This is a genomic window from Pseudomonas paraeruginosa PA7 (assembly GCF_000017205.1).
Taxonomy (GTDB): domain Bacteria; phylum Pseudomonadota; class Gammaproteobacteria; order Pseudomonadales; family Pseudomonadaceae; genus Pseudomonas; species Pseudomonas paraeruginosa.
Genome location: NC_009656.1, coordinates 39,065 through 65,407 on the forward strand (window position 1 = coordinate 39,065; position 26,343 = coordinate 65,407).

The window sequence follows — 26,343 nt, forward strand, 5'->3', positions numbered from 1 at the left end:
AAAACTCACGCATGGCCATGAGTCGCGAACTGCCCTCCCTGAATGCCCTGCGTGCCTTCGAGGCCGCCGCCAGGCTGCACAGCATCAGCCTGGCCGCCGAGGAGCTGCACGTCACTCATGGGGCCGTGAGCCGGCAGGTGCGATTGCTCGAGGAGGCGCTCGGCGTGCCCCTGTTCGGCAAGGAAGGACGTGGCATAAAACTCACCGATGCCGGGCTTCGCCTGCGCGATGCCTGTGGCGACGCCTTCGAGCGCCTGCGCGGCGTCTGCGCCGAACTGCGCCGGCAGACCGCCGAGGCGCCGTTCGTCCTCGGCGTGCCCGGCAGCCTGCTGGCGCGCTGGTTCATCCCGCGCCTGGACCGGCTCAACCGCGCCCTCCCCGACCTGCGCCTGCAACTATCCACCAGCGAGGGCGAGCTAGATCCGCAACGGCCCGGCCTGGACGCCCTGCTCTGGTTCGCCGCGCCGCCCTGGCCGGCGGACATGCAGGTGTTCGAACTCGCCCCGGAACGCATGGGGCCGGTACTCAGCCCGCGCCTGGCGCGCGAAACCGGGCTTGCCGAGGCGCCCGCCGCACGATTGCTGGAAGAGCCGCTGCTGCATACCGCGTCGCGGCCGCAGGCCTGGCCGGCCTGGGCCGTGAGCCAGGGGCTGGCGCCCGAGGCGCTGCGCTATGGCCAGGGCTTCGAGCATCTCTATTACCTGCTGGAAGCCGCGGTGGCCGGGCTCGGCGTGGCCATCGCCCCGGAGGCGCTGGTGCGCGACGACCTCGCCGCGGGCCGGCTGGTGGCGCCCTGGGGCTTCATCGAGACCGACGCGCGCCTGGCCCTGTGGGTGCCGGCGCGATTGCACGATCCGCGCGCCGAGCGTCTGGCGCAATGGCTGCGCGAGTGCCTGGCGGACTGAGCGCTGGCGATTTGCTGCACTTTTCCCACTCGGCTAGTGTCCATTGGACAGGGGCGCCGTTCGGGCGCGAAGAAATCCAGGCATCGTCCAGGGAGACAGTCATGTCCAATCATCACACCTACAAGAAGATCGAGCTGGTCGGGTCGTCCAGGACCAGCATCGAGGACGCCATCAACAATGCCCTCGCCGAGGCGGCGAAGAGCATCCAGCACCTGGAATGGTTCGAGGTGGTGGATACCCGCGGGCATATCGAGAACGGCGCCGTCGGCCATTACCAGGTGACCCTGAAGGTCGGCTTCCGTATCGCCGACAGCTGATGGCGTGGCACTCTGAGGGCGGCGTGCCTCCATGGCCGGCGCGCTCGTCTCAACCTTGCCTCATGTGGCAAGCCTGACCCGTTCGGGTCTTCACCCATGCAACGAGGGAATGTGTTCATGAAGAAGTTGATGTTGGCAGTCGGCCTGTTTGCCGTGGCGGGCAGCGCATTCGCCGCCAAGCCCTGTGAGGAACTCAAAGCCGAGATCGATGCGAAGATCAAGGCCAATGGCGTTCCTGCCTATACCCTGGAAATCGTCGACAAGGGCAGCGTCACCGACAAGAAAGTGGTTGGTTCCTGCGACGGCGGCACCAAGGAGATCGTCTACCAGCGCGGTTGATTGCGGGGTTGCGACGAGCAGTATCCGGGGCCGGCTTTCCCATGGGAGCCGGCCCCTTTTCTTGTCCGCGAAAAGACCCCGCCTAGGTTGGGGAACGCTGCAGTTCGTCGAGAAAGCGCTCTGTCTAACGGATTAATCCAAAAGTCTATGTTAGGTTTTTCGCTCCAGAGGTGGCCCGTTGCCGCTACCTCGCTACGCCCGGCTCATGGACGACGGTTTTCGGAGCATTCCTACATATCCGCCCCCGCCACCGGGCCGATACTACGTCCTCTGCATTTCAAGGAACGAAATCGTGGCTATCCCTCGCCTGGCCCTTGTCCTCCTGTGCCTGCCGCTCATGGCCAGCGCCGCCCCCTTCACCTCTCCCGGCGACCGCGACCTGATCCGCGAGCGCCAGCAGCGCCTGCTGGACGAGCAGCGCAAGCGCCTGGAGGAACTCCAGCAACTGCCAGGTAACGAAGCGCCCTCGACGCCAGGCGGATCCGCTGGCGACGGCCGTTGTTTCGACATCCGTCGCATCGAGCTCGAAGGCGCCGAGCACCTGGCGCAGGGCGCCCGCGACGAATTGCTGGCCCCCTACCAGGGCAAATGCCTGGGCGTGGGCCAGCTCAACGCGTTGCTCAAGGCCGTCACCGACCATTACCTGGATCGAGGCTACGTCACCACCCGTGCCTACCTGCCGCAGCAGGACCTGGCCTCCGGGACGCTGCGGGTGATCGTCGTCGAAGGCCGCCTGGAAGGTCTCGACAGCTCCGCGCTGGCCAGCCCGCGCGAGCTGGCGATGAGTTTTCCCGGCAAGACCGGCGAACTGCTCGACCTGCGTGAGTTGGAGCAACTGGTCGACCAGCTGGGCCGCCTGCCCTCGCGCCAGGCGCAGCTGGAGCTGGTGCCCGGCAGCCAGGTCGGCGGCAGCCGGGTGCGTCTCAAGGGCGAGCGCGACAAGCCCTGGCGCGTCTCCGCCACGCGCAACAACGACGGCGACGTGAGCACCGGCGAGCAGCAGATGGGCCTCGGCCTGGACTGGGACAGCCCGCTGGGCCTGGCCGACCAGCTCAGCCTGCGCGCCAACCAGGACGCGGTGAGCGACCGCTGGCGCCATTCCGACAGCCAGAGCCTGTTCTACAGCCTGCCCTGGGGGTGGTGGACCTTCACCTACGGCTACAGCCAGAGCGACTACCGCACGCGCAACGAGACCAGCGGCTTCCCCTTCAAGCTCGACGGCGACAGCCGCAGCCACCAGTTCCGCGCCGAACGCGTGCTGCACCGCGACGGCGTGAGCAAGACCGCCATGAGCCTGGGGCTCAGCCACCAGCGCACCAACAACTATATCGAAGACACCCGCCTGGAAGACCAGAGCACACGGATCACCGAGACCCAGCTCGGCTTCAACCATGGCCGGCGGATCGGCAGCGGCTTCGTCAACCTCGACCTCGGCTGGCAGCAGGGCATCGGCGCCCTTGGCGCGCAGGGTCGCGGCCAGCCGCGGGGCGGCGATGCGCATGCGCGCTACGACAAGTACAGCCTGACCCTCAGCTACCTGCAGCCGTTCCAGCTGTGGGGCGAGCGCTTCAGCTTCGACAGCCTGGCCACCGGGCAGAGGAGCGAGGACGTGCTGTTCAGCCCGCAGCGCATCAGCCTCGGCGGCAACAGCTCGGTGCGCGGCTTCAAGGACCAGACCCTGACCGGCGACAGCGGTGGCTACTGGCGCAACCAGTTGCGCTGGCGGCGCGCGGTGCAGTGGGCGCCGCTGCGGCCCTGGCTGCAGGAATACGGCGTGGCCTTCGCCTACGACGTCGGCGTGATCCGCCACGACCGCTACAACGACGGCGCCAGCGGGCGCATGAGTGGCAACGCCATCGAACTGGATGCCCGCGGCCGCTATTTCGCCGCCAGCGTCGGCTTCGCCCGCTCGCTGGAGCGGCCGAGCGTCATCGAGCGGCGCGAGCACCCGATCTATTTCCGGGTCGACGCGTTCTTCTGAAGACGCGGCGACCTCCTGAACGCTTTAGGAAAGCGCCTTCGTTCATCGAGGCCCTTTCCCTGGACAACCTTGCTTAACCTCGCCGGGCCCCTACCCGCCAAGGAGTGACGATATGGACATCCGCAGCCCCCTGAACCAGTGCATCGCCCTGACCCTGGCCGGCATCCTGTTCCTCGACCCGATCGTCGCGGCGGCGGCGCAGTTGGCGGTGGACGCGGCGGCCGGCGGCAATACCAGCCTCGGCCAGGCGGGCAACGGCGTGCCCATCGTCAACATCGCCACGCCCAATGGCGCCGGGCTGTCGAACAACCATTTCCGCGACTACAACGTCGGCGCCAACGGGCTGATCCTCAACAACGCCACCGGCAAGACCCAGGGCACCCAGCTCGGCGGGATCATCCTCGGCAACCCGAACCTGCAGGGCCAGGCGGCGCAGGTGATCCTCAACCAGGTCACCGGCGGCAACCGCAGCACCCTGGCCGGCTACACCGAGGTGGCCGGGCAGTCGGCGCGGGTCATCGTCGCCAACCCGCACGGCATCACCTGCCAGGGCTGCGGCTTCATCAACACGCCGCGCGCCACCCTCACCACCGGCAAGCCGATCATGGACGGCCAGCGCCTGGAGCGCTTCCAGGTGGACGGCGGCGACATCGCCATCGAAGGCGCCGAACTGAACGTCAGCAACCTCGAACAGTTCGACCTGATCACCCGCAGCGCCACGCTCAACGCCAAGCTCTACGCGAAGAACCTGAACATCGTCACCGGCCGCAACGACGTCCAGGCCGACAGCCTGCAGGCCACTCCGCGCGCCGCCGACGGCAGCGAAAAGCCGCGACTGGCGATCGACAGCTCGGCGCTGGGCGGGATGTACGCCGGGGCGATCCGCCTGGTCGGCACCGAGCAGGGCGTGGGGGTGAAGCTGGCCGGCGACATGGCCGCCAGCGGCGGCGACATCCGCATTGACGCCAGCGGCAGGCTGAGCCTGGCCCAGGCCTCCAGCCAGGGCGACCTGAAGATCGCGGCCCAGGCCGTGGAGCTGAACGGCAAGACCTACGCCGGCGGTAGCGCCGAGATCCGCGGCGCGGAGGAGCTGGTCAACCGGCAGAGCCTGGCGGCGCGCGAGCGCATCGCGCTGGAGGCGGCGCATATCGACAATGCCGGGGTGATCGAGGCCGGCGTCGATCCGGACAACCGGCGCAACGCCCGCGGCGACCTCGGCCTGGACAGCCGCACCCTGCGCAACGCCGGCAGCCTGGTAGCCAGCCGCACGCTGGAGGCCAGGGCCAGCCAGGCGCTGGACAACCAGGGCGGCAGCTTGAAAGGCGCGACCACCCGGGTGGCCGCCGGAGACCTGGACAACCGTGGCGGCAAGTTGCTCGCCGAGGGCGAACTGCGGGTCGCGGCGGCGAACCTGGACAACCGCCGGGGCGGGCTGTTGCACAGTCGCGACCGCACCGTGGTCGCGGCGGCCGGCAAGCTCGACAACCGCGGCGGCCAGGTGATCGGCCTGAACGACCTGGAAGTCGGCGCGGGGACGCTCGACAACAGCCAGGAAGGCCTGCTCGGCAGCCAGCAGCGACCCGCGTCAGCGCCCAGGCGCTGGACAACCGGGCGGATGGCGAAATTTCCGGCAAGCGCGCCGAGGTGCGCCTCGGCAGCCTGGACAACCGTGGCGGCAAGCTGCTCGGCGACGACCTGCTGGTGGTCGCCAGCGGCGCCATCGACAACCGCCTCGGCCTGTTCTCGGCGGCCAACCGCCTCGACCTGCAGGCCGGCAGCCTGGACAACAGCGGCAAGGGTACGCTGGCCAGCCAGGGCGGGCTGGTCGCCAGCGTCGCCGGCCTGCTGGACAACCGCGACCAGGGCAACCTGCTCAGCCAGGGCGCGCAGCGCGTGACGGTGGGGCAGTTGGACAACCGAGCCGGCGGCCTGCTGTCGAGCCGCAGCGAGCTGAACGTCCACGGCGCCAGCCTGGACAACCGTGGTGGCATGCTGGTGGCCGACGCCGGCCTGGAAGCCACGGGAGGCGCCTTCGACAACGGCGATGGCGGCATCGCCAGCGGCAAGGGCGGGGTGCGCGTGGAGGTCGCCAGCCTGCGCAACGACCAGGGCGGCAAGCTGCTCAGCGATGGCCGCCTGGATCTCACGGCGAACGCCGTCGGCAACGCCGGAGGGCGTATCGCCGCCAAGGGCGACCTGCAGGCGACGCTCGGCAGCCTGGCCCAGCAAGGTGGCGAACTGGTCAGCGAAAAGACCCTGAAGGTCGCGGCCGACACGCTCGACAACAGCCAGTCCGGGCTGATCGCCGCGAACGGCGGCATCGCTATCGAGGCGCGGCAGGTCGACAACCGCGCCGGCGAGATTTCCAGCACCGCGAAGGTCGCCGTGAACGTCCGCGAGCAACTGGACAACCGCGCCGGCAAGGTCATCGGCGACGGCGGCCTGCGCCTCACCGTGCAGCGCCTGCTGAACCAGGCCAAGGGGGTGCTGGCCGGGCGCGACGGCCTGAGCCTGGACGGCGGCGAACTGTTCAACGGCGACGGCGGGCGGCTCGACAGCCAGAAAGGCCTGGGCGTGAGCCTGGACGGCGCGCTGGACAACCAGGGCGGCGCGCTGGTCAGCGAAGGCGCGCTGACGGCGCGATCCGCCAGCCTCGACAACCGTGGCGGCACCTTCTCCAGCGCCGGCCCGCTCACGCTGAGCAGCCGGGGCGCGCTGAACAACCAGGGCGGCAAGCTGCTCAGCGACGCCGGCGTGGCGCTGGACGGAGCCAGCCTCGACAACAGCCGCGCCGGGGTGATCAGCGCCAAGGGCGCGGTGGATATCCGCACCGGTGCGCTGGACAACAGCCAGAAGGGCACCATCGGCAGCAACGCCGGCATCACCCTGGCGGCCGCCCGGCTGGACAACGGCCAGCAGGGCCGGATCAGCGCCAAGGGCCTGCTCGACGCCAACCTGAAAGGCCTCGACCAGCGCGCAGGTGGCGCACTGGTCAGCGAAACCGGCATCACCCTCGACCTCAATGGCGGCGCGCTGGTCAACCGCGACGGCGGCCTGATCGCCACGCCCGGCGCGCTGCTGCTGCGCCAGCTCGGCGCGGTGGACAACGGCGCCGGCGGGGAAATCTCCAGCGACCGCGCCTTCACCCTCGCCGCCGCCAGCCTGGATAACCGCGGCGGGCGCCTGCTCAGCGCCGACAGCCTGGTCCTGCGCATCGCCCAGGCCCTGGACAACAGCCTGGCCGGGGTGATCTCCGGCGCCACCGGGCTGGACATTGAAGCCGGCAGTTTGGATAACAGCGCCAAGGGCACCCTGGCCAGCCGCGCCGGCATCGACCTGCGCGTCGCCGGCGCGCTGGACAACCACGCCGAAGGCACCGTTTCCGGCGCCCGCCTGACGCTCGCCAGCGCCTCGCTGGACAACAGCGGCAAGGGCCTGCTCTCCGGCAACGCCGGCCTGAGCGTCGCCACTGGCGCGCTGAACAACGCCCAGGGTGGCCAGCTGGTCAGCCAGGGCGCCCTCGATGTCAGCAGCGCCGACCTCGACAACCGTGGCGGCGCCCTCAGTGGCAAGCAGTCGCTGACGCTGGGCGCCGGCAACCTGGACAACCGCGGCGGCCTGCTCACCAGCGACGGCGAACTGGAACTGACGGCAGGGCGCGTCGATTCCGCCGACGGCGGCGAAATCTCCGCCAGGGGCGACCTGCGCCTGACCGTCGAGCGCCTGCTGCAACGCCAGGGCCGGCTGATCGGCGAGCGCGGCGTCCGTCTCGACCTGCAGGGCGGCGACCTGGACAACCAGGGCGGCCTGATCAGCGCCCGCGGCCCGCTGAGCATCGAGCGGCTGAACGTCCTCGACAACCGCCAGGGCGGCGAGATTTCCAGCCAGCAGGGCTTCGAGCTGCTGGCCAGTCGCATCGACAACGGCCAGAAGGGCCGCATCATCAGCGCCGGGAAGCTGCGCCTGGTCGCCGACCAGCTGGGCAATGCCGGTGACGGCCTGTTCTCCGGCTGGGAAGGCCTGGCGGTCGAGGGCGGCAGCCTGTACAACAGCGCCGGCGGCACCCTGTCGAGCAAGAACGGCGAGCTGGCGGTCAGCCTCGCCGGCGCGCTGGACAACCACGGCCAGGGTGCCCTGGTCAGCAAGGGGGCGCAGCGGATCGCCGCCGCCCGCCTGGCCAACGCCGGCGGCATCGTCTCCGGCGAAAGCGACGTGACCCTGAGCATCGCCGGGAAGCTGGACAACGGCCAGGGCGGGCTGATCTCGGCGCAGCGCGCGCTGACCTTCGACCGCGCCAGCGCGGTGCTGAACAACGCCGGCGGCCAGGTCAACGGCGGCAGCCTGCTGCTCACGGGTGCCAGCCTGGACAACAGCGGCGGCCAGCTGATCAGCCAGGGCCGGCTCGAGGCGCTCCTCGGCGGCGCCCTGGTCAATACCGGCGGCGCGCGCCTGGCCAGCGGCGGCGACCTGCTGCTGCGCAGCGCCAGCGTCGACAACCGCGGCGGCAAGCTGGTCAGCCAGGGGCTGCTGGAACTCTTCGCCCAGGGCCTGGACAACAGCGCCTCCGGCACCCTCGCCAGCCAGGCCGACATGACCCTGCGCCTGGGCCAGGGCGCCCTGCGCAACCAGCAGGACGGCCTGGTCTTCAGCCAGGCCGGCGCCCTCGACGTGCAGGCCGGCAGCCTGGACAACCGCCAGGGCACGCTCCAGGCCCAGGGCGACAACCGCCTGCGCCTCGACGCCGCACTGGACAACCGGGGCGGCCGTCTGGACAGCCGGGCCGGCAACCTCGACCTGCAGAGCGCCAGCCTCGACAACGGCGCCGGCGGCGTGCTCGACAGCGCCAAGGGCTGGCTGAAGCTGGTCACCGGGCTGTTCGACAACAGCGCCGGCATCACCCAGGCGCAGTCGCTGGAGATCCAGGCCCAGCAAGGCGTGCGCAACCAGAAGGGCCATCTCTCGGCGCTGGCCGGCGACAACCGCATCGTCACCGCCGACTTCGACAACCAGGGCGGCGGCCTCTACGCCAGCGGCCTGCTCAGTGTCAGCGGCCAGCGCTTCCTCAACCAGGGCGCGGCGGCGGGCCAGGGCGGCAAGGTCGGCGCCGGGCGCGTCGACTTCAGCCTGGCCGGCGCGCTGGCCAACCGCTTCGGCCAGCTGGAAAGCGAAGGCGACCTGCTCCTGCGCGCCGCCTCGATCGACAACAGTGACGGCAGCCTGCGCGCCCTGGGCCGCAGCGGCAGCACGCGGCTGGTCGCTGGCGAGCTGAACAACGCCTACGGCGCGCTGGAAAGCGCCAACCAGGACCTCGACCTGCAACTGGGCAGCCTGGCCAACGCCGACGGGCGCATCCTCCACACCGGCAACGGCACCTTCGGCCTGGATTCCGGGCAGGTGATCCGCGCCGGCGGCGAGCTGACCACCAATGGCCTGCTGGACATCCGCGCCAGCGAATGGACCAACAGCAGCGTGCTGCAGGCCGGACGCCTGAACCTGGACATCGGTACCTTCCGCCAGACCGCCGAGGGCAAGCTGCTGGCGGTGCAGTCCTTCACCGGCCGCGGCGGCGACTGGAGCAACGACGGCCTGCTGGCCAGCGACGGCAGCTTGCGCCTCGACCTGAGCGGCGGCTACCGTGGCAACGGCCGCGCCACCAGCCTCGGCGACTTCGCCCTGAACGCCGCCAGCCTCGACCTCGGCACCGCCGCCAGCCTCGCCGGCGGCGCCAATGTCACGCTCGGCGCCGGCAACCTGCTGGTCAACCGTGGGCGGATCACCGCCGCCGGCGACCTCGTCGCCAGCGCCGCGAGCCTGAACAACTACGGCACCCTGGGCGGCGGCGGCAACCTGCGATTGAACGCGCCCGCCCTGCTCAACGAGCGCGGGCTGCTGTTCAGCGGCGCCGACATGACCCTGCGCGCCCGCGACATCACCAACCTCTATGGAGATGTGTACAGCCTCGGCAGGCTGGATATCGCCCGCGACGATGCCGGCGGGCGCGCCGACAGCCTGCGCAACCTCTCCGGGGTGATCGAGAGCGACAAGGACTTCAGCCTGCGCGCCAGCCTGATCGAGAACCGTCGCGCCGTGCTGGAAAGCAAGTCGGGCCTGTACACCGCGAAGATGGAGCAGACCGCCTGCATCGAAGGGGTCAACGCCGGCGACTGCAGCGGCAAGCGCAATGCCATCTGGACCGTCACCCAACGCGACAAGACCGAGGTCACCGCCAGCAGCGCCATGGGCCAGCTGCTGGCCGGCGGCGACTTCGCCATCGACGGCGGCACCCTGAGCAACGTCTCCAGCCTGATCGGCGCCGGCGGCAACCTCACCGCCAACCTCGAAGTCCTCGACAACCAGGGCCTGGAAACCGGCGAGCTGGAAACCATCCGCGTGCTGCGCACCGCCCGTGGCGGCGATATCGGCGGCATCGACCAGAAGTCGCGCAACTTCACCGACCTCTACTGGTACCAGAGCGCCAACTTCGACCCGGCGCGCGCCGGCGAGATCCCCGCCGCGCTCAACGCGATCCTCAGCGACTGGTCCTTCGAGTACGAATTCCCGAGCAAGGGACCGACCCCGATCAGCACCGGCGACCAGTCCTACGCGGCGGTGATCCAGGCCGCCGGCAACGTCACGGTGAATGCCGGCAAGCGCATCAACAACAGCGTCATCCGTCCCGGCTACACCTTCGTCGGCAGCGGTCGCCAGGTCGGCGACAGCGCGGTGGGCGGCAGCGGGGTTTCGGTGGTCGTGCCGCTGACCTCGCAACTGCCGCCCGACCTGGCGCGGCGCCAGGTCAACCCGGTCACCCTGCCCGGTTTCAGCCTGCCGCAGGGCGACAATGGCCTGTTCCGCCTCAGCTCGCACTTCGCCGAGGACGGCAACGCCAGCGCCGCGCTCGGTGCCGGCGCCGACCGCACCCAGGGCGGCAGCGGCGTCTCGGTCGGCCAGCAGGGCGCCGGCAACGCCGCCGGTACCTGGCAGGGCCAGGGCGTGCGGGTCGACGGCCTGGCTGGCGCGGCCAACGTCCAGGGCCAGGGCGGCAGCGCGCTCGGCGGCAGCCTGCCGGGCGTCGCCCGGGTCCAGGGCGTGCCCGGCAACGCCACGCCGAGCGCCAGCCACAAGTACCTGATCGAGACCAACCCGGCGCTCACCGAGCTGAAGCAGTTCCTCAACTCGGACTACCTGCTCAGCGGCCTGGGCATGAACCCGGACGCTAGCAAGAAGCGTCTCGGCGACGGTCTCTACGAGCAGCGGCTGATCCGCGACGCGGTGGTGGCGCGCACCGGCCAGCGCTACATCGACGGGCTGAGCAGCGACGAGGCGTTGTTCCGCTACCTGATGGACAACGCCATCGCTTACAAGGACCAACTGCACCTGCAACTGGGTGTGGGCCTGAGCGCAGAGCAGATGGCGGCGCTGACGCACGATATCGTGTGGCTGGAAGAGGTCGAGGTGAACGGCGAGAAGGTCCTCGCGCCGGTGGTCTACCTGGCCCAGGCCGAGGGTCGGCTGGCACCCAACGGTGCGCTGATCCAGGGCCGCGACGTGAAGCTGGTGAGCGGCGGCGACCTGCATAACGTCGGCACCCTGCGCGCACAGAACGACCTCAGCGCGACAGCCGACAACCTCGACAACAGCGGCCTGATCGAGTCCGGCAAACGCCTTGACCTGCTCGCCGGCGACTCGATCCGCAACCGCCAGGGCGGGGTCATCGCCGGGCGCGACGTGAGCCTCACCGCGCTGACCGGCGACGTGATCAACGAACGCAGCGTGACCCGCTACGACAGCGCGCTCGACGGCCGCACCTGGGAACGCAGCTTCGCCGACAGCGCCGCGCGGGTGGAGGCGGCGAACAGCCTGAACGTCCAGGCCGGACGCGATATCGCCAACCTCGGCGGGGTGCTGCAGAGCCGCGGCGACCTCAGCCTCGACGCCGGACGCGACGTCACCGTCGCCGCCGTCGAGGACCGCCAGGGCCAGACCCGCTGGAGCACGTCGCGGCTACAGAGCGTGACCCAGCTCGGCGCCGAAGTCAGCGCCGGGCGGGACCTGAACGTCAGCGCCGGCCGCGACCTGACGGCGGTGGCCAGCACCCTCGAAGCGCGCCGCGACATCGCCCTCTCCGCCGGGCGCGACGTGACCCTGGCGGCGGCGGCGAACGAGGAGCATGCCTACAGCAAGACCAGGAAGGTCACCTACCAGGAAGACAAGGTCGCCCAGCAAGGCACCCGCGTGGATGCCGGCGGCGACCTGGCGATCAATGCCGGACAGGACCTGCGGCTGGTCGCGAGCCAGACCAGCGCCGGCGACGAAGCCTACCTGGTGGCCGGCGACAAGCTGGAGCTGCTGGCCGCCAACGACAGCAACTACTACCTGTACGACAAGAAGAAGAAAGGCGACTTCGGCCGCAAGGAAACCCAACGCGATGAAGTCACCGACGTCAAGGCGGTGGGCAGCCAGATCAGCAGCGGCGGCGACCTCACCCTGCTCAGCGGCGGCGACCAGACCTACCAGGGCGCGAAGCTGGAATCGGGCAACGACCTGGCTATCGTCAGCGGCGGCGCGGTGACCTTCGAGGCAGTGAAGGACCTGCACCAGGAAAGCCACGAGAAGAGCAAGGGCGACCTGGCGTGGCAGTCGTCGAAGGGCAAGGGCCAGACCGACGAAACCGTACGCCAGACCCAGATCGTGGCCCAGGGGAATCTGGCGATCAAGGCCGTGGAAGGGCTGAAGATCGACCTCAAGCATATCGACCAGAAGACCGTGAGCCAGACCATCGACGCGATGGTGCAGGCGGATCCGCAACTGGCGTGGCTGAAGGAGGCCGAGCAGCGCGGGGATGTGGACTGGCGCATGGTGCAGGAGGTGCACGATAGCTGGAAGTACAGCAACTCGGGCATGGGGCCGGCGACGCAGATCGCTGTCGCCATCGCGGCGGCAGCCATCGGTGGCATGGCGGCAGCGGGAGCGCTCAGTGGTGCAGGAGTGGGTGCCAGTAGCTTCGCCATGGGCGCAGGAGTTGGTGCGGCAGGAAGCCTGTCGGGCACGGCAGCGGTCAGCCTGATCAACAACAAGGGCGACCTCGGGAAGGTGCTGAAAGACAGCTTCAGTAGCGACAGTCTGAAGCAGATTGCTATTGCGAGCCTGACCGGGGGGCTGACGGCTGAGTACTTCGACGGGATTCTTCAGACCAAGACTGATCCGCTTACTGGAAAGGTCACGGTAGACCTCAGCAGCCTATCTGGTGTTGGTCGCTTCGCTGCCAATCAGGCGATGCAGAACGCTACATCCACTGTATTGAGCCAGGCCTTGGGCCAGGGCGGGAGCCTGAACGAGGCGCTGAAGAGCGCGCTCTACAACAGTTTCGCGGCGGCAGGTTTCAACTTCGTCGGCGATATCGGCCAGGAATACAGCCTGAAGCCAGGCGATCCGTCGATGGTGACCATGCACGCCCTGATGGGTGGCCTGGCGGCGCAGGTCAGCGGTGGCGATTTCGCCACGGGCGCCGCGGCAGCTGGCGCCAATGAAGCGCTGGTGGCCAAGCTAGACCAGGCCTTCAAGAGCTTGAGCCCTGAGAACCGTGAAGCCATGGTCACTATGGGGTCGCAATTGGTTGGTGTTCTGGCTACGGCGGTACGCGATCCTGATGCGACAGGCAAGGCTCTGGAAAGCGCTGCTTGGGTAGCGAAGAACTCGACGCAATACAACTTCCTGAACCATCAGGATGTGGCCGATCTGGATAATGCCTTGCAGAAATGCAAGTCCCAGGGAAATTGCCGTCAGGTAGAGGAAGAGTTCAAGGCGCGTAGCGACGAGAACCGGCGGAGGTTGAATGGCTGCGTGGCTGTGGGCAATTGCGCGGAGATTCGTGCGGAGATCGATGCGGGGTCTAGGGCTCTCAACGAGCTGGTGGCCCGGCAGGAAACAGCTAATCCGGGAGGAAGTGACAGCGATATAGCCTACGGTTTCCTGATGGGCCGAAACGTCGTCGACTGGACGACGGCTGGTCAGTTGCACCTGGAGCAGACCGCCAACCTCTGGTGGAACGGCAATCCACAGTGGCAGAAGGAAGTCGGTGCATACCTGGACCAGACGGGGTTCAATCCGTTCGGAATCGGCGTTCCGGCAATGGGCGGTGCCGCTGGCAAGGTATCGGCCAAGGCGCTCATGAATGCGCTGAAGGCGGGAGAGTTGCCCAAAGGAGAGGTGGCCCCAGGAAAGGCTAATCTGCCTACCATTGGGGCGTTGGCGGATGCTGAGGCGGGGATGCCTTATACGCATCCGGTGAAGCCTGCTGTAAAAAGCGTAGTGGATGATCTTGGGGGGGGTAGTTCTAAGATTACTGAGTTGCCTAAAGCAACCCGCAATAGCCCGAGGAATATCCAAACAGATCAGTCAGCATCGGATGCGATTAAGAATCTAGTATCTGCGGGATTCAAGAATACTCCAAGTAAAGACGGTACGGTCAATGTACTTACTAAAGGAGATAAAACATACACGTTCTACTCAAGATCAAAAACTACGGGGCTACCTTCTGCGGAACTAAAGATAGGTGGAAATAGTAAGAAAAATATTGCTGTAAAGATTCGTTTTGAAAATCCTTAGGGGTGTAATATGAATAGTTCCTGTCAGCATGTTTTATATGATTTGGTGGACTTTTCAAAGAAGCTTCCAGATAATGTTGTTAAGGTAAAGAAAGGGATGACATTTTTTGTTGAGAGATCGGCTCTATATAGTTTGAGTATTTTAAAATTGTTATTTTTTGTTAGCGTTAATAGTGGTGCGAAAAAAATATTTTTCTGCTTTTTGGTAGCCCAAAAAAATAAATTTGAGATCTCCTCGGTTTATGAAGTTGATCTGCTTGAAGTTAATTTTACTGAGATAGAGAATAGGCTGTGCTCTTTATATGAAGAGCATGTTTTAGTTGGAGAGGTAGGTAGAATAGTAGCTTTTTCAGATATGGTCTCATGGGTTCTGTATGAAGAGGTTTTAGAAGAGATAGGGGTTTTGGTTATGTTGGATGAAACGAAATCTGTATATTCAAATTTTGATTTTGGCGAGTTCGTTAGTAGAGATTTTATGATGGAGCAGGCTGATTTGGGTTTATACCGTAAAGAGTACGTAGATAAACTTATTTCTAATTATTAACATAAAGGAAGAATTTTTATTTTCCCTATCCTAACTTCTGAACACGGAGGCTCCAGCGCAGGCTCCAGCGCAGGCTCCGTCAAGGGGCGAGATGCCTAGGTAAGGGAGAATGGTTTAGCGAGTTATTTGCTTTGAGTGTTTCTGCGTGGCGCAGTTTCTGAAATTAGAGTAGAGAAAATAAATCTGACCACTTTTTTACGAAACAGGTAGGAAAATGACTTTATTTGAAGAGTGTAAAGAGGCGCTGAGAGCTGATTTCAATATAGTTGAGGGGCAAGCTCAGCAGGATGCCATTGATATTTTGTATAAATACCCCCTTGAGAAAGGAAACATTCTGTGGTCAGAAATGGAGTACTCAGACTATGAAAATATTGATGCTCTATTGGATGTAAACTCTATAAAAAATGCTGACGTATTCGTTTTTGCAGATGATGTAAACATTCCCATCTTTAGAACAAATCTGAAATTAATAGCTGAAAATATTTATGACGTTATAGCCTTATCGCCAAAATTATTTATTTTTAATAACAATATGATACTTGAAACTTTATTTCCTACTGAAATGTTCCGGTTAGGTATAAAGGCCATTAATCCGTAAAACAAATCCCGCTCTCAGTGGCAGGATTCTACTTTATACTCAGCTAATAAGAATAAAAAGAATAAAGGGGGCAGATTTATTTTCCCTACTCTAATTTTCTAAGCAAGGAGGCTCCAGCGCAGACGCCGTAAGGGGACTTCGCGATGCCTAGGTAAGGGCGCATGGTTTAGCGAGTTGCTTTGTGTGGTTCAGCGTGGGCGCAGTTGCTGAAATTAGAGTGGTAAAAATAAATCTGTCCCCTTTCGGCGGATTGACTGCTGCGGGTCGTGCACTTCAAAAGCATGGGGGGCGCGAAGGAAGCGCTTTCCCAGCAGCGAAAGGTAATCCTCTTTCAATTAATCAGCAGGGCCAGCACGTAGTTGACGATATCCTAACGACTCCGGGTAGCACTATGACTACTCGCCATTATGCGAGATTTGGTGAAGTAACTGAAGTTCGGGCACCTGATGGGCGCGGTCTTCGCTATGGTTCTGATGGTAAATTCATTGGATTCTTGGAACCTTGAAAATGAGCCTAAAAGTTGAATTAGCAAGTGTGCCGGATCGCGATGATTTGGTTGCGGAAATTTGGCAGGAGGACGAAATGGTGGCCGAGATACAGCGTGCTCCAGATGGGCGTTTCGTATTAGAGCTCTATCCTTCTCCCAACCAACAGCCTTGGTCGCTTGACTTCGAATGCTGGATGGCTGCTCTTTCTGAGGCGAAGAGACGTTTAGTTTAATGGTGAAAAAGGAACTGGGACTGCTGCTGAAGCGGCTATTCAAGTTCCTGGGCGTGTTCAGTCACGCGTTAACTTAATGACCGGTGACAAAAGTTCGGCTTGGGAGCACGTTGTAATTCGTCACTTAAATTCAGAGGTGAATGCAAGCCAATTCACTATAGGAAAAGCTGAGCTTCGTACTTTGCTACAAAGTAAAGAGGTGGTGAGTGCGCCTATAACGCGCACGTTAGAAAGTGCGCAAGGTATTCGATATATTCGAGAAGTGAATCTCAGTCGGCCTATTGGTATTGATAAATTCAGTGGTCAGCCTACCTCTACCATGACTGTTCTTACTGACAGGTTTGGTAACTTAATAACGACGCGGAACAATTTTTTCGTGAGGAACTATCTAAGTCATGCATAAAGGCATGCATAAAGGGGACATATTTATTTTCCCTACTCTAATTTTCTAAGCAGGGAGGCTCCAGTGCAGACGCCGTAAGGAGGCTCCGCGATGCCTAGGCAAGGGCGAGTGGTTTTACCGAATTATCCGCTTCACGTGGTCCAGCGGGGACACAATCGGCAAGTGGTATTCGCCGAGGATGAGGACTACCAGCGTTACCTCTCCGATCTACGGGACCTCAAGGATGCCTTTGGTATCAAGGTCTACGCATTTTGCCTGATGACCAACCATGTCCATCTGCTCTTGGCGCCTGGTGATTCGCTGTCTGGCTTGGCGCAACTGATGAAAACGCTGGCGGCGCGCACGACACGATATCGGAATCGCCTGGAGGGCCGTTCCGGAACGTTGTGGGAAAGTCGCTATAAATCGAGTGTCGTACAGAGCGATGCCTACCTGCTGGCGTGTTGCCGGTATATCGAACTGAACCCTGTTCGGGCGCGGATGGTGGACGATGTGGCGGCCTATCCCTGGTCAAGTTATGGGCTGCGGGCGAATTGGTTGAAGGAGCCAAACTGGTTGGATATGGATCCCTGCTTCATTGGGCTAGGTCAGACGGCCGAAGAGCGATATCGGCGATACGTAACGTTCGTGAAAGAGGCGATACCGGCCGAGGAATTGAAGCTGATTCGCGAGGCGGTTCAGCGTGGACAACTGACGGGCAATCAACGGTTCGTGGACGAGATCGAGCGGGTAGCCGGGGTGAGAATAGAGCGGCGTGGGCAAGGGCGACCGAGATTAGAGTAGGGAAAATAAATCTGTCCCCTTTTCTGTCGTGTTGGTATAACTGATCAGGCAACCCATGTATTTATTATCAAGGGCACAAAGAGTCCGAGTATTGTCCCTACAAATCCAAACTGGAGTCCCAAATGAGTAGCCGGCCAACGTTGGAAGAATGGAATTTTCAAGTGTTAATGCTCATTCAAGCGTTGGTAGGTGCGATATCTGCCAATTTTAGAATGATTGTATTGTTATGGGATGGCGATGAGTGGGTATTGAGATTTTATCTTGAAGAGAGCAGCGAAGAGGACGTTGAGGAGATTGAGGATGTTGTTTGCCAATATACGGCATATCAGGGCTCTAGTTTGAGATGCAGGTCTGAGTTGATCGTGGGGCATGAACGCCTTCCGGGACTTTCGGAGGTGGGCAGGGTTGTATACCGTCGCAGAGAATCTTTTGATATTTAGTTGGTGCAAAAGCGACAGGTGAGCATAAAGGGGATAGATTTATTTTCCCTAAACGAAATCTGTATATTCAAATTTTGATTTTGGCGAGTTCGTTAGTAGAGAGTTTATGATGGAGCAGGCTGATTTGGGTTTATACCGTAAAGAGTACGTAGATAAACTTATTTCTAATTATTAACATAAAGGAAGAATTTTTATTTTCCCTATCCTAACTTCTGAACACGGAGGCTCCAGCGCAGGCTCCGTCAAGGGGGCGAGATGCCTAGGTAAGGGAGAATGGTTTAGCGAGTTATTTGCTTTGAGTGGTTCAGCGTGGGCGCAGTCGCTGAAAATTAGAGTGGTAAAAATAAATCTGTCCCCTTTTCTTCGCCCTTTTCTTCCTTAAGCCTCGGGCTTCACAGCATGGCTCCGGAAAGGTCTGGTGGAGCGGTCCGAGTTTCCCCGGCGCCTCACAGCAGGATCAACAGCGCACCGACCAGCAGCCCCGCCAGGCTGAAGGGCAGCGTTAGCAGGGCCAGCCGCTTGCCGCCGACCAGCACGACCAGGCCGGCCTTGACCAGGCTGTTGCTCAGGGCGGCGAGGGCGATGCCGCGGCTGGCCACGCCGGGATCGAGTTCGCCCTGCGCTGCGCGGGCCAGGGACAGGGTGATCGCGTCGACGTCGGCGAGGCCGGAGAGCAGCGCGACCGCGTAGATGCCGGCATCGCCGAACAGTCGCCGGCCGGCCTCCACCAGCAGCAGGATCGCGCTGAGCAGGGCGGCGAAGCGCAGGGCCGGGAGCAGTTCGAAGGGGTTGCGCAGGCCAGGCTCGTCGGGCGCCTCCTGGCTGGCGCGGCCGCCGCGCAGGGCGTGGAACAGCGTGCCGCCAAGGTAGACGAGGGTGGTGGCGGCGAACGGCAGGGCCAGCTCCTTGAGCAAGGCCGGGTGTAGCGCGCCGATCTCGACGAGGATGCGCGGGAACATCAGCGCCGAGGTCGCCAGGAGGCCGCACGCCAGCAGCGCGTCGGGCATGCGCTGGCGCAGGCGCGCCAGGGTCAGGGTCATCACCGTGGAGGACACCAGGCCGCCGAGCACCGCGGTCAGCAGCAGGCCCTTGCGCGAGCCGACCAGGCGGATGGCCAGGTAGGCGGAGAAGCCGAGGGCGGCGATCAGCACCACCATCCACCAGGTCAGGTAAGGGTTGAAGAACGCCCAGGGGCCGTAGCCCCGGTCGGGCAGCACCGGCAGCAGGACCACGGAGATGAACAGCAGCTTCAGGGTGCCCGACAGCTCCTCGGCGGTCAGGCGCTTCAGCACGGCGTGGAGTTTGTCCTTGAGGCTCAGCAGCAGGGTCAGCACGATGCCGCCGGCGGCGGCCATCAGGCGCTGCTCGGTGAGGGCGAGGCTGCCGAGCAGGAAGGTCGTCAGCAGGGCGATCTCGGTGGTCATGCCCTGGTCGCCGCCTCGCCTGACGTCGCTCACGTAGCCGGCCACGACCAGCGCCGCCAGGGCCAGCAGCAGCGCCACCCAGACCGCGCTGCCGAGTTCGCCCGCGAGCAGGGTGGCGAAGCCGCCGAGCAGGCCGACCAGGCTGAAGGTGCGGATGCCGGCGATCTGCCGCGTATCTTCGCGGTCGCGCGCCTGCCAGCCGCGCTCCGCGCCGATCAGCAGGCCGATGGCGAGGGCCGTGCACAGGCTCAGCAACAGTTCCAGGGAAAGCGTCATGCTCGATTCCATTCGCCGGAAGAGAAGGTGGCAAGATGCCTGTGGGCACCATAGCAGCAGACGACCCCGCGGTGTTTTCCAACCTGGGGCATCCGGTCGAAGGTGTAGCGCTCCCCCGGGGGCCCGGCTTCCTTCGTATAAGCGAACGAGATGCAATCAGAATTCCCCGAATATGTTTCCTGCATAACGAAACGACCGGGGCAACTGTGGTAACTTTGCCGCCCACCGAGATGGCCTATTGATGGCGCATACGGTTCGTGCATCGCACGACCCTTTCGGATTTCCAAAGGCCGGCCGGGAGCGCCGGTTGTTCGACGCATTCGTATTTCAAGGAAAGAAATCGTGGCCACCCCATTTCGCCCCTCGCCTTGGCGCGCCGCCATGCCGCCCGGCCTTCCTCGACTTTCACCACGCCCTCTTTTCCGCACTCGGGACGGCTGGAAACCGTTCCGTGGCGCCAGCGTTTTTTCCAGGAGAACCCCATGAGTCATCGCGCCAAGAAAGCACTACTGCCGCTCCTCGCCGCCGCCACCCTGGCCGGCCTGGCGGGCTGCGCCACCGAGACCTCCACCGCGTTGCCGGTACAGCAGGTCGAGAGCGTCAACCGACCCTACAGCGGCGTGCGTTCGCCGATCGCGGTGGGCAAGTTCGACAACCGCTCCAGCTACATGCGCGGGATCTTTTCCGATGGCGTCGACCGCCTCGGCGGCCAGGCCAAGACCATTCTCATCACCCACCTGCAGCAGACCAATCGCTTCAACGTGCTGGACCGCGACAACATGAGCGAGATCCAGCAGGAAGCGGCGATCAAGGGCCAGGCCCAGCGCCTGAAGGGTGCCGACTACGTGGTGACCGGCGACGTCACCGAGTTCGGCCGCAAGGAAGTCGGCGACCGCCAGCTGTTCGGCATCCTCGGCCGCGGCAAGTCGCAGATCGCCTACGCCAAGGTGGCGCTGAACATCGTCAACATCTCTACCTCGGAGGTCGTCTATTCGACCCAGGGCGCTGGCGAGTACGCCCTGTCCAACCGCGAGGTGATCGGCTTCGGCGGCACCGCCAGCTACGACTCGACCCTCAACGGCAAGGTCCTCGACCTGGCCATGCGCGAGGCGGTGAACAAGTTGGTCAACGCGGTCGATAGCGGCGCCTGGAAGCCACAGAACCAATAATCCACCAGAAACCAGGGAATCACGGCACACATGAGCAAGACGATCACATGGACGGCGGCGCTGCTGGGGAGCATGGCGCTGGCCGGGTGCAGCGGACCGAAGACGCTGTACCAGTGGGAGGGCTACCAGGCCCAGGTCCATGAATACTTCAAGGGTGAATCCAAGGAGGCCCAGGCGCAGGCGCTGGAAGCCGACCTCGAGAAGATCCGGGCGAAGAACGGCGCGGTGCCGCCGGGCTATCACGCCCAGCTGGGGCTGCTCTATTCCAGCCTCGGCAAGGACGACCAGATGGTCCGCGAGTTCAAGACCGAGAAGGCGCTGTTTCCCGAGTCGGCCACCTACATGGACTTCCTGCTGAACAACGCCCGTGGAGGTGCCCGTTGAAACTCGCCCGACTGTCCGGCCTGGTGGCCGGTTTCACCCTGCTGGCCCTGCTCGGCGGCTGCGCGCCGACCAAGAGCGTCGACTACTCGGCGTTCAAGCAGGCCAAGCCGCGCTCGATCCTGGTCCTGCCGCCGCTGAACGAGTCGCCCGACGTGAAGGCGACCTACAGCATGCTCTCGCAGGTCACCTTCCCGCTGGCCGAGGCCGGCTACTACGTGGTGCCGGTGGCGCTGGCCGACGAGACCTTCCGCCAGAACGGCCTGACCAGCGCCGGCGACGTGCACCAGGTGTCCCCGGCCAAGCTGCGCGAAATCTATGGCGCCGATGCGGCGCTGTACGTCACGGTGAGCGACTACGGCACGCGCTACATGGTGATCAGCAGCGCGACCATCGTCACCGCCAGCGCCAGGCTGGTCGACCTGCGCTCCGGCACCACCCTGTGGACCGGCACGGCGACCGCCTCCAGCGAGGAGAACAACGGCGGCAACAACGGCGGCCTGGTGGGCATGCTGATCACCGCGGCGGTCAAGCAGATCATCAACAGTTCGGTGGAGGACGCCGGTTACCCGATCGCCGGGATGACCAGCGCGCGCCTGCTCTCGGCCGGCCAGCCGGGTGGACTGTTGTATGGCCCGCGCTCGCCGAAGTACGGCAGCGACTGAAGCGCGCGCCGAGGCTACGGCGGCGCGTCCGTGGCCTCGGCGCGGTTCGCCGGACGCACCGGTGGTGGCGGCGCCCCGGGCGCTGGCCGGGGCTTCGCTGGCAGGTTGCGCTTGGCCATGTACTGGCGGATCAGCTCGTCGAGCAGCGCGCGGATGGCGCGCCGCTCGTCCAGCCGCAGACGGCCGATGGCCTCGAACTGCAATTGCAGGTCTGCCTGCAGCGCCCGCCGTTCGCCGCGGTCGCAGATCAGCCAGTCGAGGGACACCCCGAAGCGTCCGGCGAAGGTTTTCAGTACCGCCAGCGACGGCTGCCCGCCTTTGGTCTCGAAGTGGCGGAACTGGCTCAGGGTGACGCCCAGCCGCTCGGCCATCTGCCGTTGGGTCAGGGCGTTCTGCCGGCGCAGGCGCAGGACGTTCTGCGAGAAGCTCATGGATATCTCTCCGGGTCAGGGCAAGTCGTGCCAGCGTCGAGGTGGTGCGAGCGTTGGCGGTTGTCTCCATCATCCGGCGTGGCGATTCGGGCTTCTGCCCTACCGTTCCGATGCGGGCCTGGGAAAGCGCCGTGTCGCGCGTCCGGGGTTTCCTTGCTCCAGTACAGACTCGCGTCGCTCGTGCGGGTCGCGGCAGCTGCGCTTGTGCGCGGCGCGACCGGATGCCGGCCGGGTCTCAGGCGGTGGACGCGGCCTCGCTTTTTCCGGCGCTCTTCTCTGACCTGCCGTGCTGGACTGGCGGGGGAAGGTCCTGGCCTCCGGGCTGGCGGCGGGAAGGCGCCGGCGCGTGGCGCGGAGCCTTCCACCTGGCGTCGGTTAGTCCGCTTTCGCGCCCTGCGCCAGGGCGTTGCCGACGCCCACCAGCAGCGCCCGGGTCTGCGCCACGATGGCGCTGCGGTAGGCCTCGTAGCGGGCGTCGCTGATGGCGTTGTCGTTGCGTGCGCTGCCGCCGCTCGCCGGTGAGCCGGTGTAGTAGTTGTTCATTACCGGGACATGGATATGGCCGGCGGGGATGTCCAGGCCGAACGTGTCGCGCAGCACGGTGTTGCGATAGGCGCTCTCGTTGGACAGGTAGTCGCCGCCGCCGCCGTTGCGTGCGCAGATCCGGCGGTTCGGCGGCAGGACCAGGGCGGGGTCGGGCATCGCGTTCATCACCCCGTTGCTCGGTACGCTCTCGGTTTGCGGCTTGGCGCAGTCGGGGAAGAAGGCGTAGTTGGTGTGCCAGGTGACGTCGAAGCCTTCCGCGGCCTGGCTGGTGGCCCCCGGCGGTCGCTCGATGCCGCGCCAGGTATCGGCGGCGAGCAGCTGGCGGACCGGCAGCGAGGCCCTGGAGAACTGCGCCGGCAGGTTCCGTCGCCAGTGGCTGGCGCTGTCGTAGCCGAGCCAGCGGCGCGGCGGGTTGATGTTGCAGCCGGAGCCGGGCAGGGAAATCGGCGCGCTGCCAGGGTTGGTCACGCTGCCCAGGGGCAGCACGTAGTTGGGCAGCGCCTTGTCGGCGGGGCAGTAGACGATGCCGTCGTTGCCGGCGGAGGAACCGTGGAAGCGGCCGTTCCAGGCTTCCAGCCAGAACTGGTTGGCGCCGCCCTGGCTGATGGTGATCGAGGCGTCGACCCGCCGCGGGCCGGGGCGGAACCAGGGGCCGAGGGTGTCTTCCTGCATGCCGCGGTTGAACGGGTCGTAGCTGACCGGTAGCAGGTAGGCCTCGATGCGCAGCAGGCTGCCGTCGCTCAGGCGGATTTCGCGGCCGTCCAGCGCCAGGGCGGTGGCGCCCGAGGGATTGCCGTTGCGCAGGCCGGTGTTCGGCGTGCCGGGAGCGCCCAGGGTGAAGACGTCGAAACCGCTGATGATCATGCGCCGGTAGCGCGAGCCGTCGGCGGCGTAGCGGCGCGGCAGGTCGATGTCCAGTTGCCCGCGCGAGGCGCGTTCGAAGCGCCATTGCAGCGCCTGGGCCTGGGCCTGGCTCAGGCGGAAGGACGGTGCCCACTGGCGCAGGGTGCGGGTCATGTAGGTGCGCGTCCAGTAGAGCATGCGGTCGTCGCTGGCCGGCAGCGCGCCGGCGGGGATGGCGCGGCGGCCCTGGACCCGGTCGACGGCGGCGCGCCACAGCGCGCGGCCCTCTTCGGTCACCAGTTTCAGCGCCTTGGCGTAGCTGGTGACAGGAGTGCGGCCATTGTCGGCGCACAGGCGTCTGGCGAAGGCCGGTTCGAAGCCGTCGAAGCCGGCGCCCTTGACGATGCGCTCGGCCAGCGGCGTCTGGTCATGGGTGACGACGTTGGCGCCGCTGAACGGCAGTGGCGTGTCGAGCCGGCGTTCCTCGTAGGAGAGCGGCACGTCGCGGTTCCAGGCGCAGGCGGCGCTGGGTGGCTTGCGGGCGGCGGCGCGCTCGCCGCTGGCGGCCCAGCTGGCGCCGGGCAGCAGGGCCGCCGCGACGGCCAGGGCGAGGAGGGAGTGTCGGCTTGCGAAACGGGCGTAGCGCATCGGTTGGACTCCTGTTCTTGTCCGGTACATGGGTCGATCGGTGCGGTGGGCGAAACGCGGGCGAGCGGCGTCCGCCGGCGCGGACGAAACGCGTGACCCGGTGGAACGCTTGCGGTTGGGGAACGGCTAGGGGGAGCGCGTCGCTGCGGGGCGGCTACGCGCGGAAAGCGGATTGCGTGGAGTGGCGGAAGCGCCGGGGGACGTCAGTTCCTTTGCCATGGATGCACCGATCGTTGTTCTTGCTGTTGTGGGGCGTCGGTGGGTGCACGGCCGGACTTCGCACCCGTGCGGCATTCTTGGAGGCGCCGGCGCGGGGCGTCCAACGAATTTATGTGGCCGCCGGGGATAGGAAAAGTTGATGGCGGACCGGTGCCGAAGCGCCCTGCCCCGGTGTTTTCGCCGGCGTTGCGGCAACCCACCATGGCGCGTGCGTCGACCGCGCTGGTCTTCGCTGGCAAGGGCCGTCGACCTGCGCATGCCCTTGCGGTAGTCCGCCTGTCTGCTCCGGGCATGCCGGGCGGCTCGCCAGGGCCTTCAACCGGCGGGCGTTTCGCCGCGGTCGCCGAGCCCGACCGGCATGCCCTCCACTCCCGCATGGAACAGCAACGCCTCCACCGGCTCGGCACCGGCGACCAGGCGATGGATGATATTCATCAGGCAGCCCGCCGCCTCGCCTTCCAGCACCCGGGTGCTCTGCGCGCCGTCGCGGGTCTCCAGGCGCAGTTCGCCCTTGAGCACGTAGAGCGCGCTGGGCATCGGATGGACCTGCCAATCCAGGCGTTCGTGGGCGGCCAGGCTCAGGCGCTGCACGGTGAGCTGCGGCTGGCCGAGGGGATAGCCGAGGTAGAGCGAGCCGTTCCAGGCGCAGCCGCTGCGCAGCAGGGTCTCGCGGTGCGGATGGGTTTCGGCCGGAAGGTCGCGGCTGGGTGGGAACACATGCACGTGGCTGGGGCGGAGGTCCATCGGGCGTCCTGCGCTTGTCGGTATTTCCCTTCAGTCAAGCCGGCTTTCGCCGCGCGCTCCACTGCCGCTTCTGCTAGGCGGCAGCGGGCCATCAAGGGGCGGTTGGTTCATCGCCAGGTGGCGGCCTCCTCCTTGAGCCTCGGCGTATCGGCGGATAACGCTGCGCGTTATGCGCCCTACGGTTTCCCGATGGTGGGTTGGGCGAATGGCCGTTTGCGGTTCCTCGGAGAAGGCCCCCGTAACGACGCCTTCTCAAGCCTCGCGGATGAACCGCACGGGCACCTGCCCGGCCAGCCAGACGCCGTTCTCCGCCTGGTGGAATAGGTGCCCGGCCAGGTGCATGTCGCGTGCGTCGACTTCCAGCAGCACCGGGCTGCCGTAGCGGCGGCCGACTTCCAGGGCGGTGGCGCGGCGGGCGGAGAGGTGGACGTGGTGGCGGCTGCCAGGAACCAGGCCGTGCTCGCGGATGGAGTCGAGGAAGCGCCGGGCGGTGCCGTGGTAGAGCACTGCGGGCGGGACCGCGGGGGCGTAGGCGATGGCCACCGCGGCATGCGAGTGGCCTTGCACGGCGCGGATGCGCTGGCCGTCGGCGGAGAAGGCGAAGCGCTGCTTGTCGTTGCTCCTGAGCACCGCGCCGAGCAGCGCGCGGTCGAGGGCGCGGCCGTCCCGCGCCGCGCCGGCGATCAGGGCGTCGATGTCGGCCCAGCCTTCGCCGTCCAGCGTCAGGCCGATGGCCTCGGGCTGGTGGCGAAGGACATGGCTGAGGAACCTGCTGGTGTCGTCGAGGGTTTTCCGATCCATTGCATGGTCCTGGTGCGTGCCATCCCGGCGCGGGAACCTCAGGCGCCGCCGAGGAAATCCATCTTGCCCAGTTCGACGCCGTTATGGCGGAGGATGGCGTAGGCGGTGGTGACGTGGAAGAAGAAGTTGGGCAGGGCGAAGCCGAAGAGATAGTCGCGGCCGTTGAAGCTGATCTCCTGGCCGCGCACCTTGAGGGTCACGTTGCGCTCTTCGGCGCCGTCCAGTTGTTCCTCGCGGATGCCCTCGAGGAACTCGACGGTGCGGGCGATGCGTGCCTGGAGTTCGTCGAAGGTGGTTTCCGTATCCGCGTAGCTCGGCACTTCCAGCCCGGCCAGTCGGGCGCCGGCACCCTTGGCGGCGTCGCTGGCGATCTGCACCTGGCGCGCCAGGGGGAACATGTCCGGCGCCAGCCGGGCGTCGATGAAAATGCGCGGATCGATGTTCTTCGCTTCGGCGTGGGCGGCGGCTTTCTTCAGGATCGCCGAGAGGTTGCCGAGGGTGCGCAGGAAGGTCGGGATCGAAGCCTGGTAGATCGACAGGGACATGGACGTGCTCCAGA

19 protein-coding genes and 1 pseudogene are annotated in these 26,343 nt (G+C 65.1%); 14 read left to right on the forward strand and 6 right to left on the reverse strand.

Annotated features, from left to right (window positions below):
• Positions 1-17 precede the first annotated feature (17 nt).
• The 11 genes and pseudogenes from PSPA7_RS00190 (at position 18) to PSPA7_RS30535 (ending at position 17,637) form a co-directional block, all read left to right on the forward strand.
• The gene (locus PSPA7_RS00190; protein WP_034080798.1) at positions 18-905 is read left to right on the forward strand and encodes a LysR family transcriptional regulator; all 888 of its coding nucleotides are present in this window, start codon (positions 18-20) and stop codon (positions 903-905) included.
• Positions 906-1,006: 101 nt separating this feature from the next.
• On the forward strand, positions 1,007-1,222 hold the full coding sequence (locus PSPA7_RS00195; RefSeq protein WP_003157334.1) for a dodecin: 216 nt from the start codon (positions 1,007-1,009) through the stop codon (positions 1,220-1,222).
• 111 nt (positions 1,223-1,333) lie between these two features.
• Entirely contained in the window at positions 1,334-1,561 is a 228-nt protein-coding gene (locus PSPA7_RS00200) for a DUF1161 domain-containing protein (protein WP_011979066.1), read from the forward strand.
• 292 nt (positions 1,562-1,853) lie between these two features.
• On the forward strand, positions 1,854-3,542 hold the full coding sequence (locus PSPA7_RS00205) for a ShlB/FhaC/HecB family hemolysin secretion/activation protein (RefSeq protein ID WP_011979067.1): 1,689 nt from the start codon (positions 1,854-1,856) through the stop codon (positions 3,540-3,542).
• A gap of 112 nt (positions 3,543-3,654) precedes the next feature.
• A pseudogene (gene tpsA2 / locus PSPA7_RS32305) lies at positions 3,655-14,150 on the forward strand (two-partner secretion system putative hemagglutinin TpsA2).
• Between the two features lie 9 nt (positions 14,151-14,159).
• Positions 14,160-14,693, forward strand: a complete 534-nt coding sequence (locus tag PSPA7_RS32310) for a hypothetical protein (RefSeq protein ID WP_187152829.1) — start codon at positions 14,160-14,162, stop codon at positions 14,691-14,693.
• A 214-nt stretch (positions 14,694-14,907) separates the two neighbouring features.
• Positions 14,908-15,291 (forward strand): CDI toxin immunity protein, encoded by a 384-nt coding sequence (locus PSPA7_RS30525; RefSeq protein ID WP_011979071.1) that lies wholly within the window; start codon positions 14,908-14,910, stop codon positions 15,289-15,291.
• Between the two features lie 217 nt (positions 15,292-15,508).
• Complete coding sequence (locus PSPA7_RS33125; protein WP_501037564.1) at positions 15,509-15,796, forward strand: tRNase toxin domain-containing protein; 288 nt, start codon at positions 15,509-15,511, stop codon at positions 15,794-15,796.
• A 2-nt stretch (positions 15,797-15,798) separates the two neighbouring features.
• The gene (locus PSPA7_RS31880) at positions 15,799-16,011 is read left to right on the forward strand and encodes a hypothetical protein (RefSeq protein WP_123809540.1); all 213 of its coding nucleotides are present in this window, start codon (positions 15,799-15,801) and stop codon (positions 16,009-16,011) included.
• A 493-nt stretch (positions 16,012-16,504) separates the two neighbouring features.
• Positions 16,505-17,197 carry a transposase gene (locus PSPA7_RS00215; RefSeq protein ID WP_041025265.1) on the forward strand — a complete coding sequence of 231 codons (693 nt, stop codon included), beginning with the start codon at positions 16,505-16,507 and terminating at the stop codon, positions 17,195-17,197.
• Positions 17,198-17,319: 122 nt separating this feature from the next.
• Positions 17,320-17,637: a MafI2 family immunity protein gene (locus PSPA7_RS30535; RefSeq protein ID WP_071535402.1), complete on the forward strand. Its 318-nt coding sequence runs from the start codon at positions 17,320-17,322 to the stop codon at positions 17,635-17,637.
• A gap of 446 nt (positions 17,638-18,083) precedes the next feature.
• Here the strand turns inward: PSPA7_RS30535 and PSPA7_RS00220 are convergent, their stop codons facing one another.
• Complete coding sequence (locus tag PSPA7_RS00220; protein WP_003154008.1) at positions 18,084-19,337, reverse strand: MgtC/SapB family protein; 1,254 nt, start codon at positions 19,335-19,337, stop codon at positions 18,084-18,086.
• A 482-nt stretch (positions 19,338-19,819) separates the two neighbouring features.
• Between PSPA7_RS00220 and PSPA7_RS00225 the strand changes: the two genes are divergently transcribed.
• From PSPA7_RS00225 to PSPA7_RS00235, 3 genes are read left to right on the forward strand one after another with little or no spacing between them, the layout of a single operon-like run.
• Positions 19,820-20,506, forward strand: a complete 687-nt coding sequence (locus PSPA7_RS00225; protein WP_011979072.1) for a CsgG/HfaB family protein — start codon at positions 19,820-19,822, stop codon at positions 20,504-20,506.
• Between the two features lie 30 nt (positions 20,507-20,536).
• Positions 20,537-20,890, forward strand: a complete 354-nt coding sequence (locus PSPA7_RS00230) for a DUF4810 domain-containing protein (protein ID WP_011979073.1) — start codon at positions 20,537-20,539, stop codon at positions 20,888-20,890.
• On the forward strand, positions 20,887-21,552 hold the full coding sequence (locus PSPA7_RS00235) for a DUF799 domain-containing protein (protein WP_003154014.1): 666 nt from the start codon (positions 20,887-20,889) through the stop codon (positions 21,550-21,552). Before PSPA7_RS00230 ends, PSPA7_RS00235 begins: the two co-directional genes overlap by 4 nt.
• Positions 21,553-21,566: 14 nt before the next feature.
• On the opposite strand, the gene PSPA7_RS00240 is transcribed toward PSPA7_RS00235, so the two are convergent.
• The 5 genes from PSPA7_RS00240 to PSPA7_RS00260 all read right to left on the reverse strand — a co-directional run bounded on the left by PSPA7_RS00240 (position 21,567) and on the right by PSPA7_RS00260 (position 26,329).
• Positions 21,567-21,983 (reverse strand): helix-turn-helix domain-containing protein, encoded by a 417-nt coding sequence (locus tag PSPA7_RS00240; protein WP_003154016.1) that lies wholly within the window; start codon positions 21,981-21,983, stop codon positions 21,567-21,569.
• 375 nt (positions 21,984-22,358) lie between these two features.
• Positions 22,359-24,020 (reverse strand): PA0049 C-terminal domain-containing protein, encoded by a 1,662-nt coding sequence (locus PSPA7_RS00245; protein ID WP_011979074.1) that lies wholly within the window; start codon positions 24,018-24,020, stop codon positions 22,359-22,361.
• Between the two features lie 534 nt (positions 24,021-24,554).
• A complete protein-coding gene (locus PSPA7_RS00250) occupies positions 24,555-24,983 on the reverse strand; it encodes a cupin domain-containing protein (protein WP_011979075.1) in 429 nt (142 codons plus the stop codon).
• Between the two features lie 252 nt (positions 24,984-25,235).
• A complete protein-coding gene (locus PSPA7_RS00255; RefSeq protein ID WP_011979076.1) occupies positions 25,236-25,784 on the reverse strand; it encodes an RNA 2'-phosphotransferase in 549 nt (182 codons plus the stop codon).
• A gap of 38 nt (positions 25,785-25,822) precedes the next feature.
• Complete coding sequence (locus PSPA7_RS00260) at positions 25,823-26,329, reverse strand: DUF1993 domain-containing protein (RefSeq protein ID WP_011979077.1); 507 nt, start codon at positions 26,327-26,329, stop codon at positions 25,823-25,825.
• Positions 26,330-26,343: the final 14 nt, after the last annotated feature.

Excerpts from the sequence above, each read along its gene's own strand:
- PSPA7_RS00190 (WP_034080798.1), top strand. The coding sequence starts at position 18 with ATGAGTCGCGAACTGCCCTCCCTGAATGCCCTGCGTGCCTTCGAGGCC.
- PSPA7_RS00195 (WP_003157334.1), top strand. The coding sequence starts at position 1,007 with ATGTCCAATCATCACACCTACAAGAAGATCGAGCTGGTCGGGTCGTCC.
- PSPA7_RS32310 (WP_187152829.1), top strand. The coding sequence starts at position 14,160 with ATGAATAGTTCCTGTCAGCATGTTTTATATGATTTGGTGGACTTTTCA.
- PSPA7_RS30525 (WP_011979071.1), top strand. The coding sequence starts at position 14,908 with ATGACTTTATTTGAAGAGTGTAAAGAGGCGCTGAGAGCTGATTTCAAT.
- PSPA7_RS31880 (WP_123809540.1), top strand. The coding sequence starts at position 15,799 with ATGAGCCTAAAAGTTGAATTAGCAAGTGTGCCGGATCGCGATGATTTG.
- PSPA7_RS00215 (WP_041025265.1), top strand. The coding sequence starts at position 16,505 with ATGCCTAGGCAAGGGCGAGTGGTTTTACCGAATTATCCGCTTCACGTG.
- PSPA7_RS30535 (WP_071535402.1), top strand. The coding sequence starts at position 17,320 with ATGAGTAGCCGGCCAACGTTGGAAGAATGGAATTTTCAAGTGTTAATG.
- PSPA7_RS00220 (WP_003154008.1), bottom strand. The coding sequence starts at position 19,337 with ATGACGCTTTCCCTGGAACTGTTGCTGAGCCTGTGCACGGCCCTCGCC.
- PSPA7_RS00225 (WP_011979072.1), top strand. The coding sequence starts at position 19,820 with ATGAGTCATCGCGCCAAGAAAGCACTACTGCCGCTCCTCGCCGCCGCC.
- PSPA7_RS00230 (WP_011979073.1), top strand. The coding sequence starts at position 20,537 with ATGAGCAAGACGATCACATGGACGGCGGCGCTGCTGGGGAGCATGGCG.
- PSPA7_RS00240 (WP_003154016.1), bottom strand. The coding sequence starts at position 21,983 with ATGAGCTTCTCGCAGAACGTCCTGCGCCTGCGCCGGCAGAACGCCCTG.
- PSPA7_RS00245 (WP_011979074.1), bottom strand. The coding sequence starts at position 24,020 with ATGCGCTACGCCCGTTTCGCAAGCCGACACTCCCTCCTCGCCCTGGCC.
- PSPA7_RS00250 (WP_011979075.1), bottom strand. The coding sequence starts at position 24,983 with ATGGACCTCCGCCCCAGCCACGTGCATGTGTTCCCACCCAGCCGCGAC.
- PSPA7_RS00255 (WP_011979076.1), bottom strand. The coding sequence starts at position 25,784 with ATGGATCGGAAAACCCTCGACGACACCAGCAGGTTCCTCAGCCATGTC.
- PSPA7_RS00260 (WP_011979077.1), bottom strand. The coding sequence starts at position 26,329 with ATGTCCCTGTCGATCTACCAGGCTTCGATCCCGACCTTCCTGCGCACC.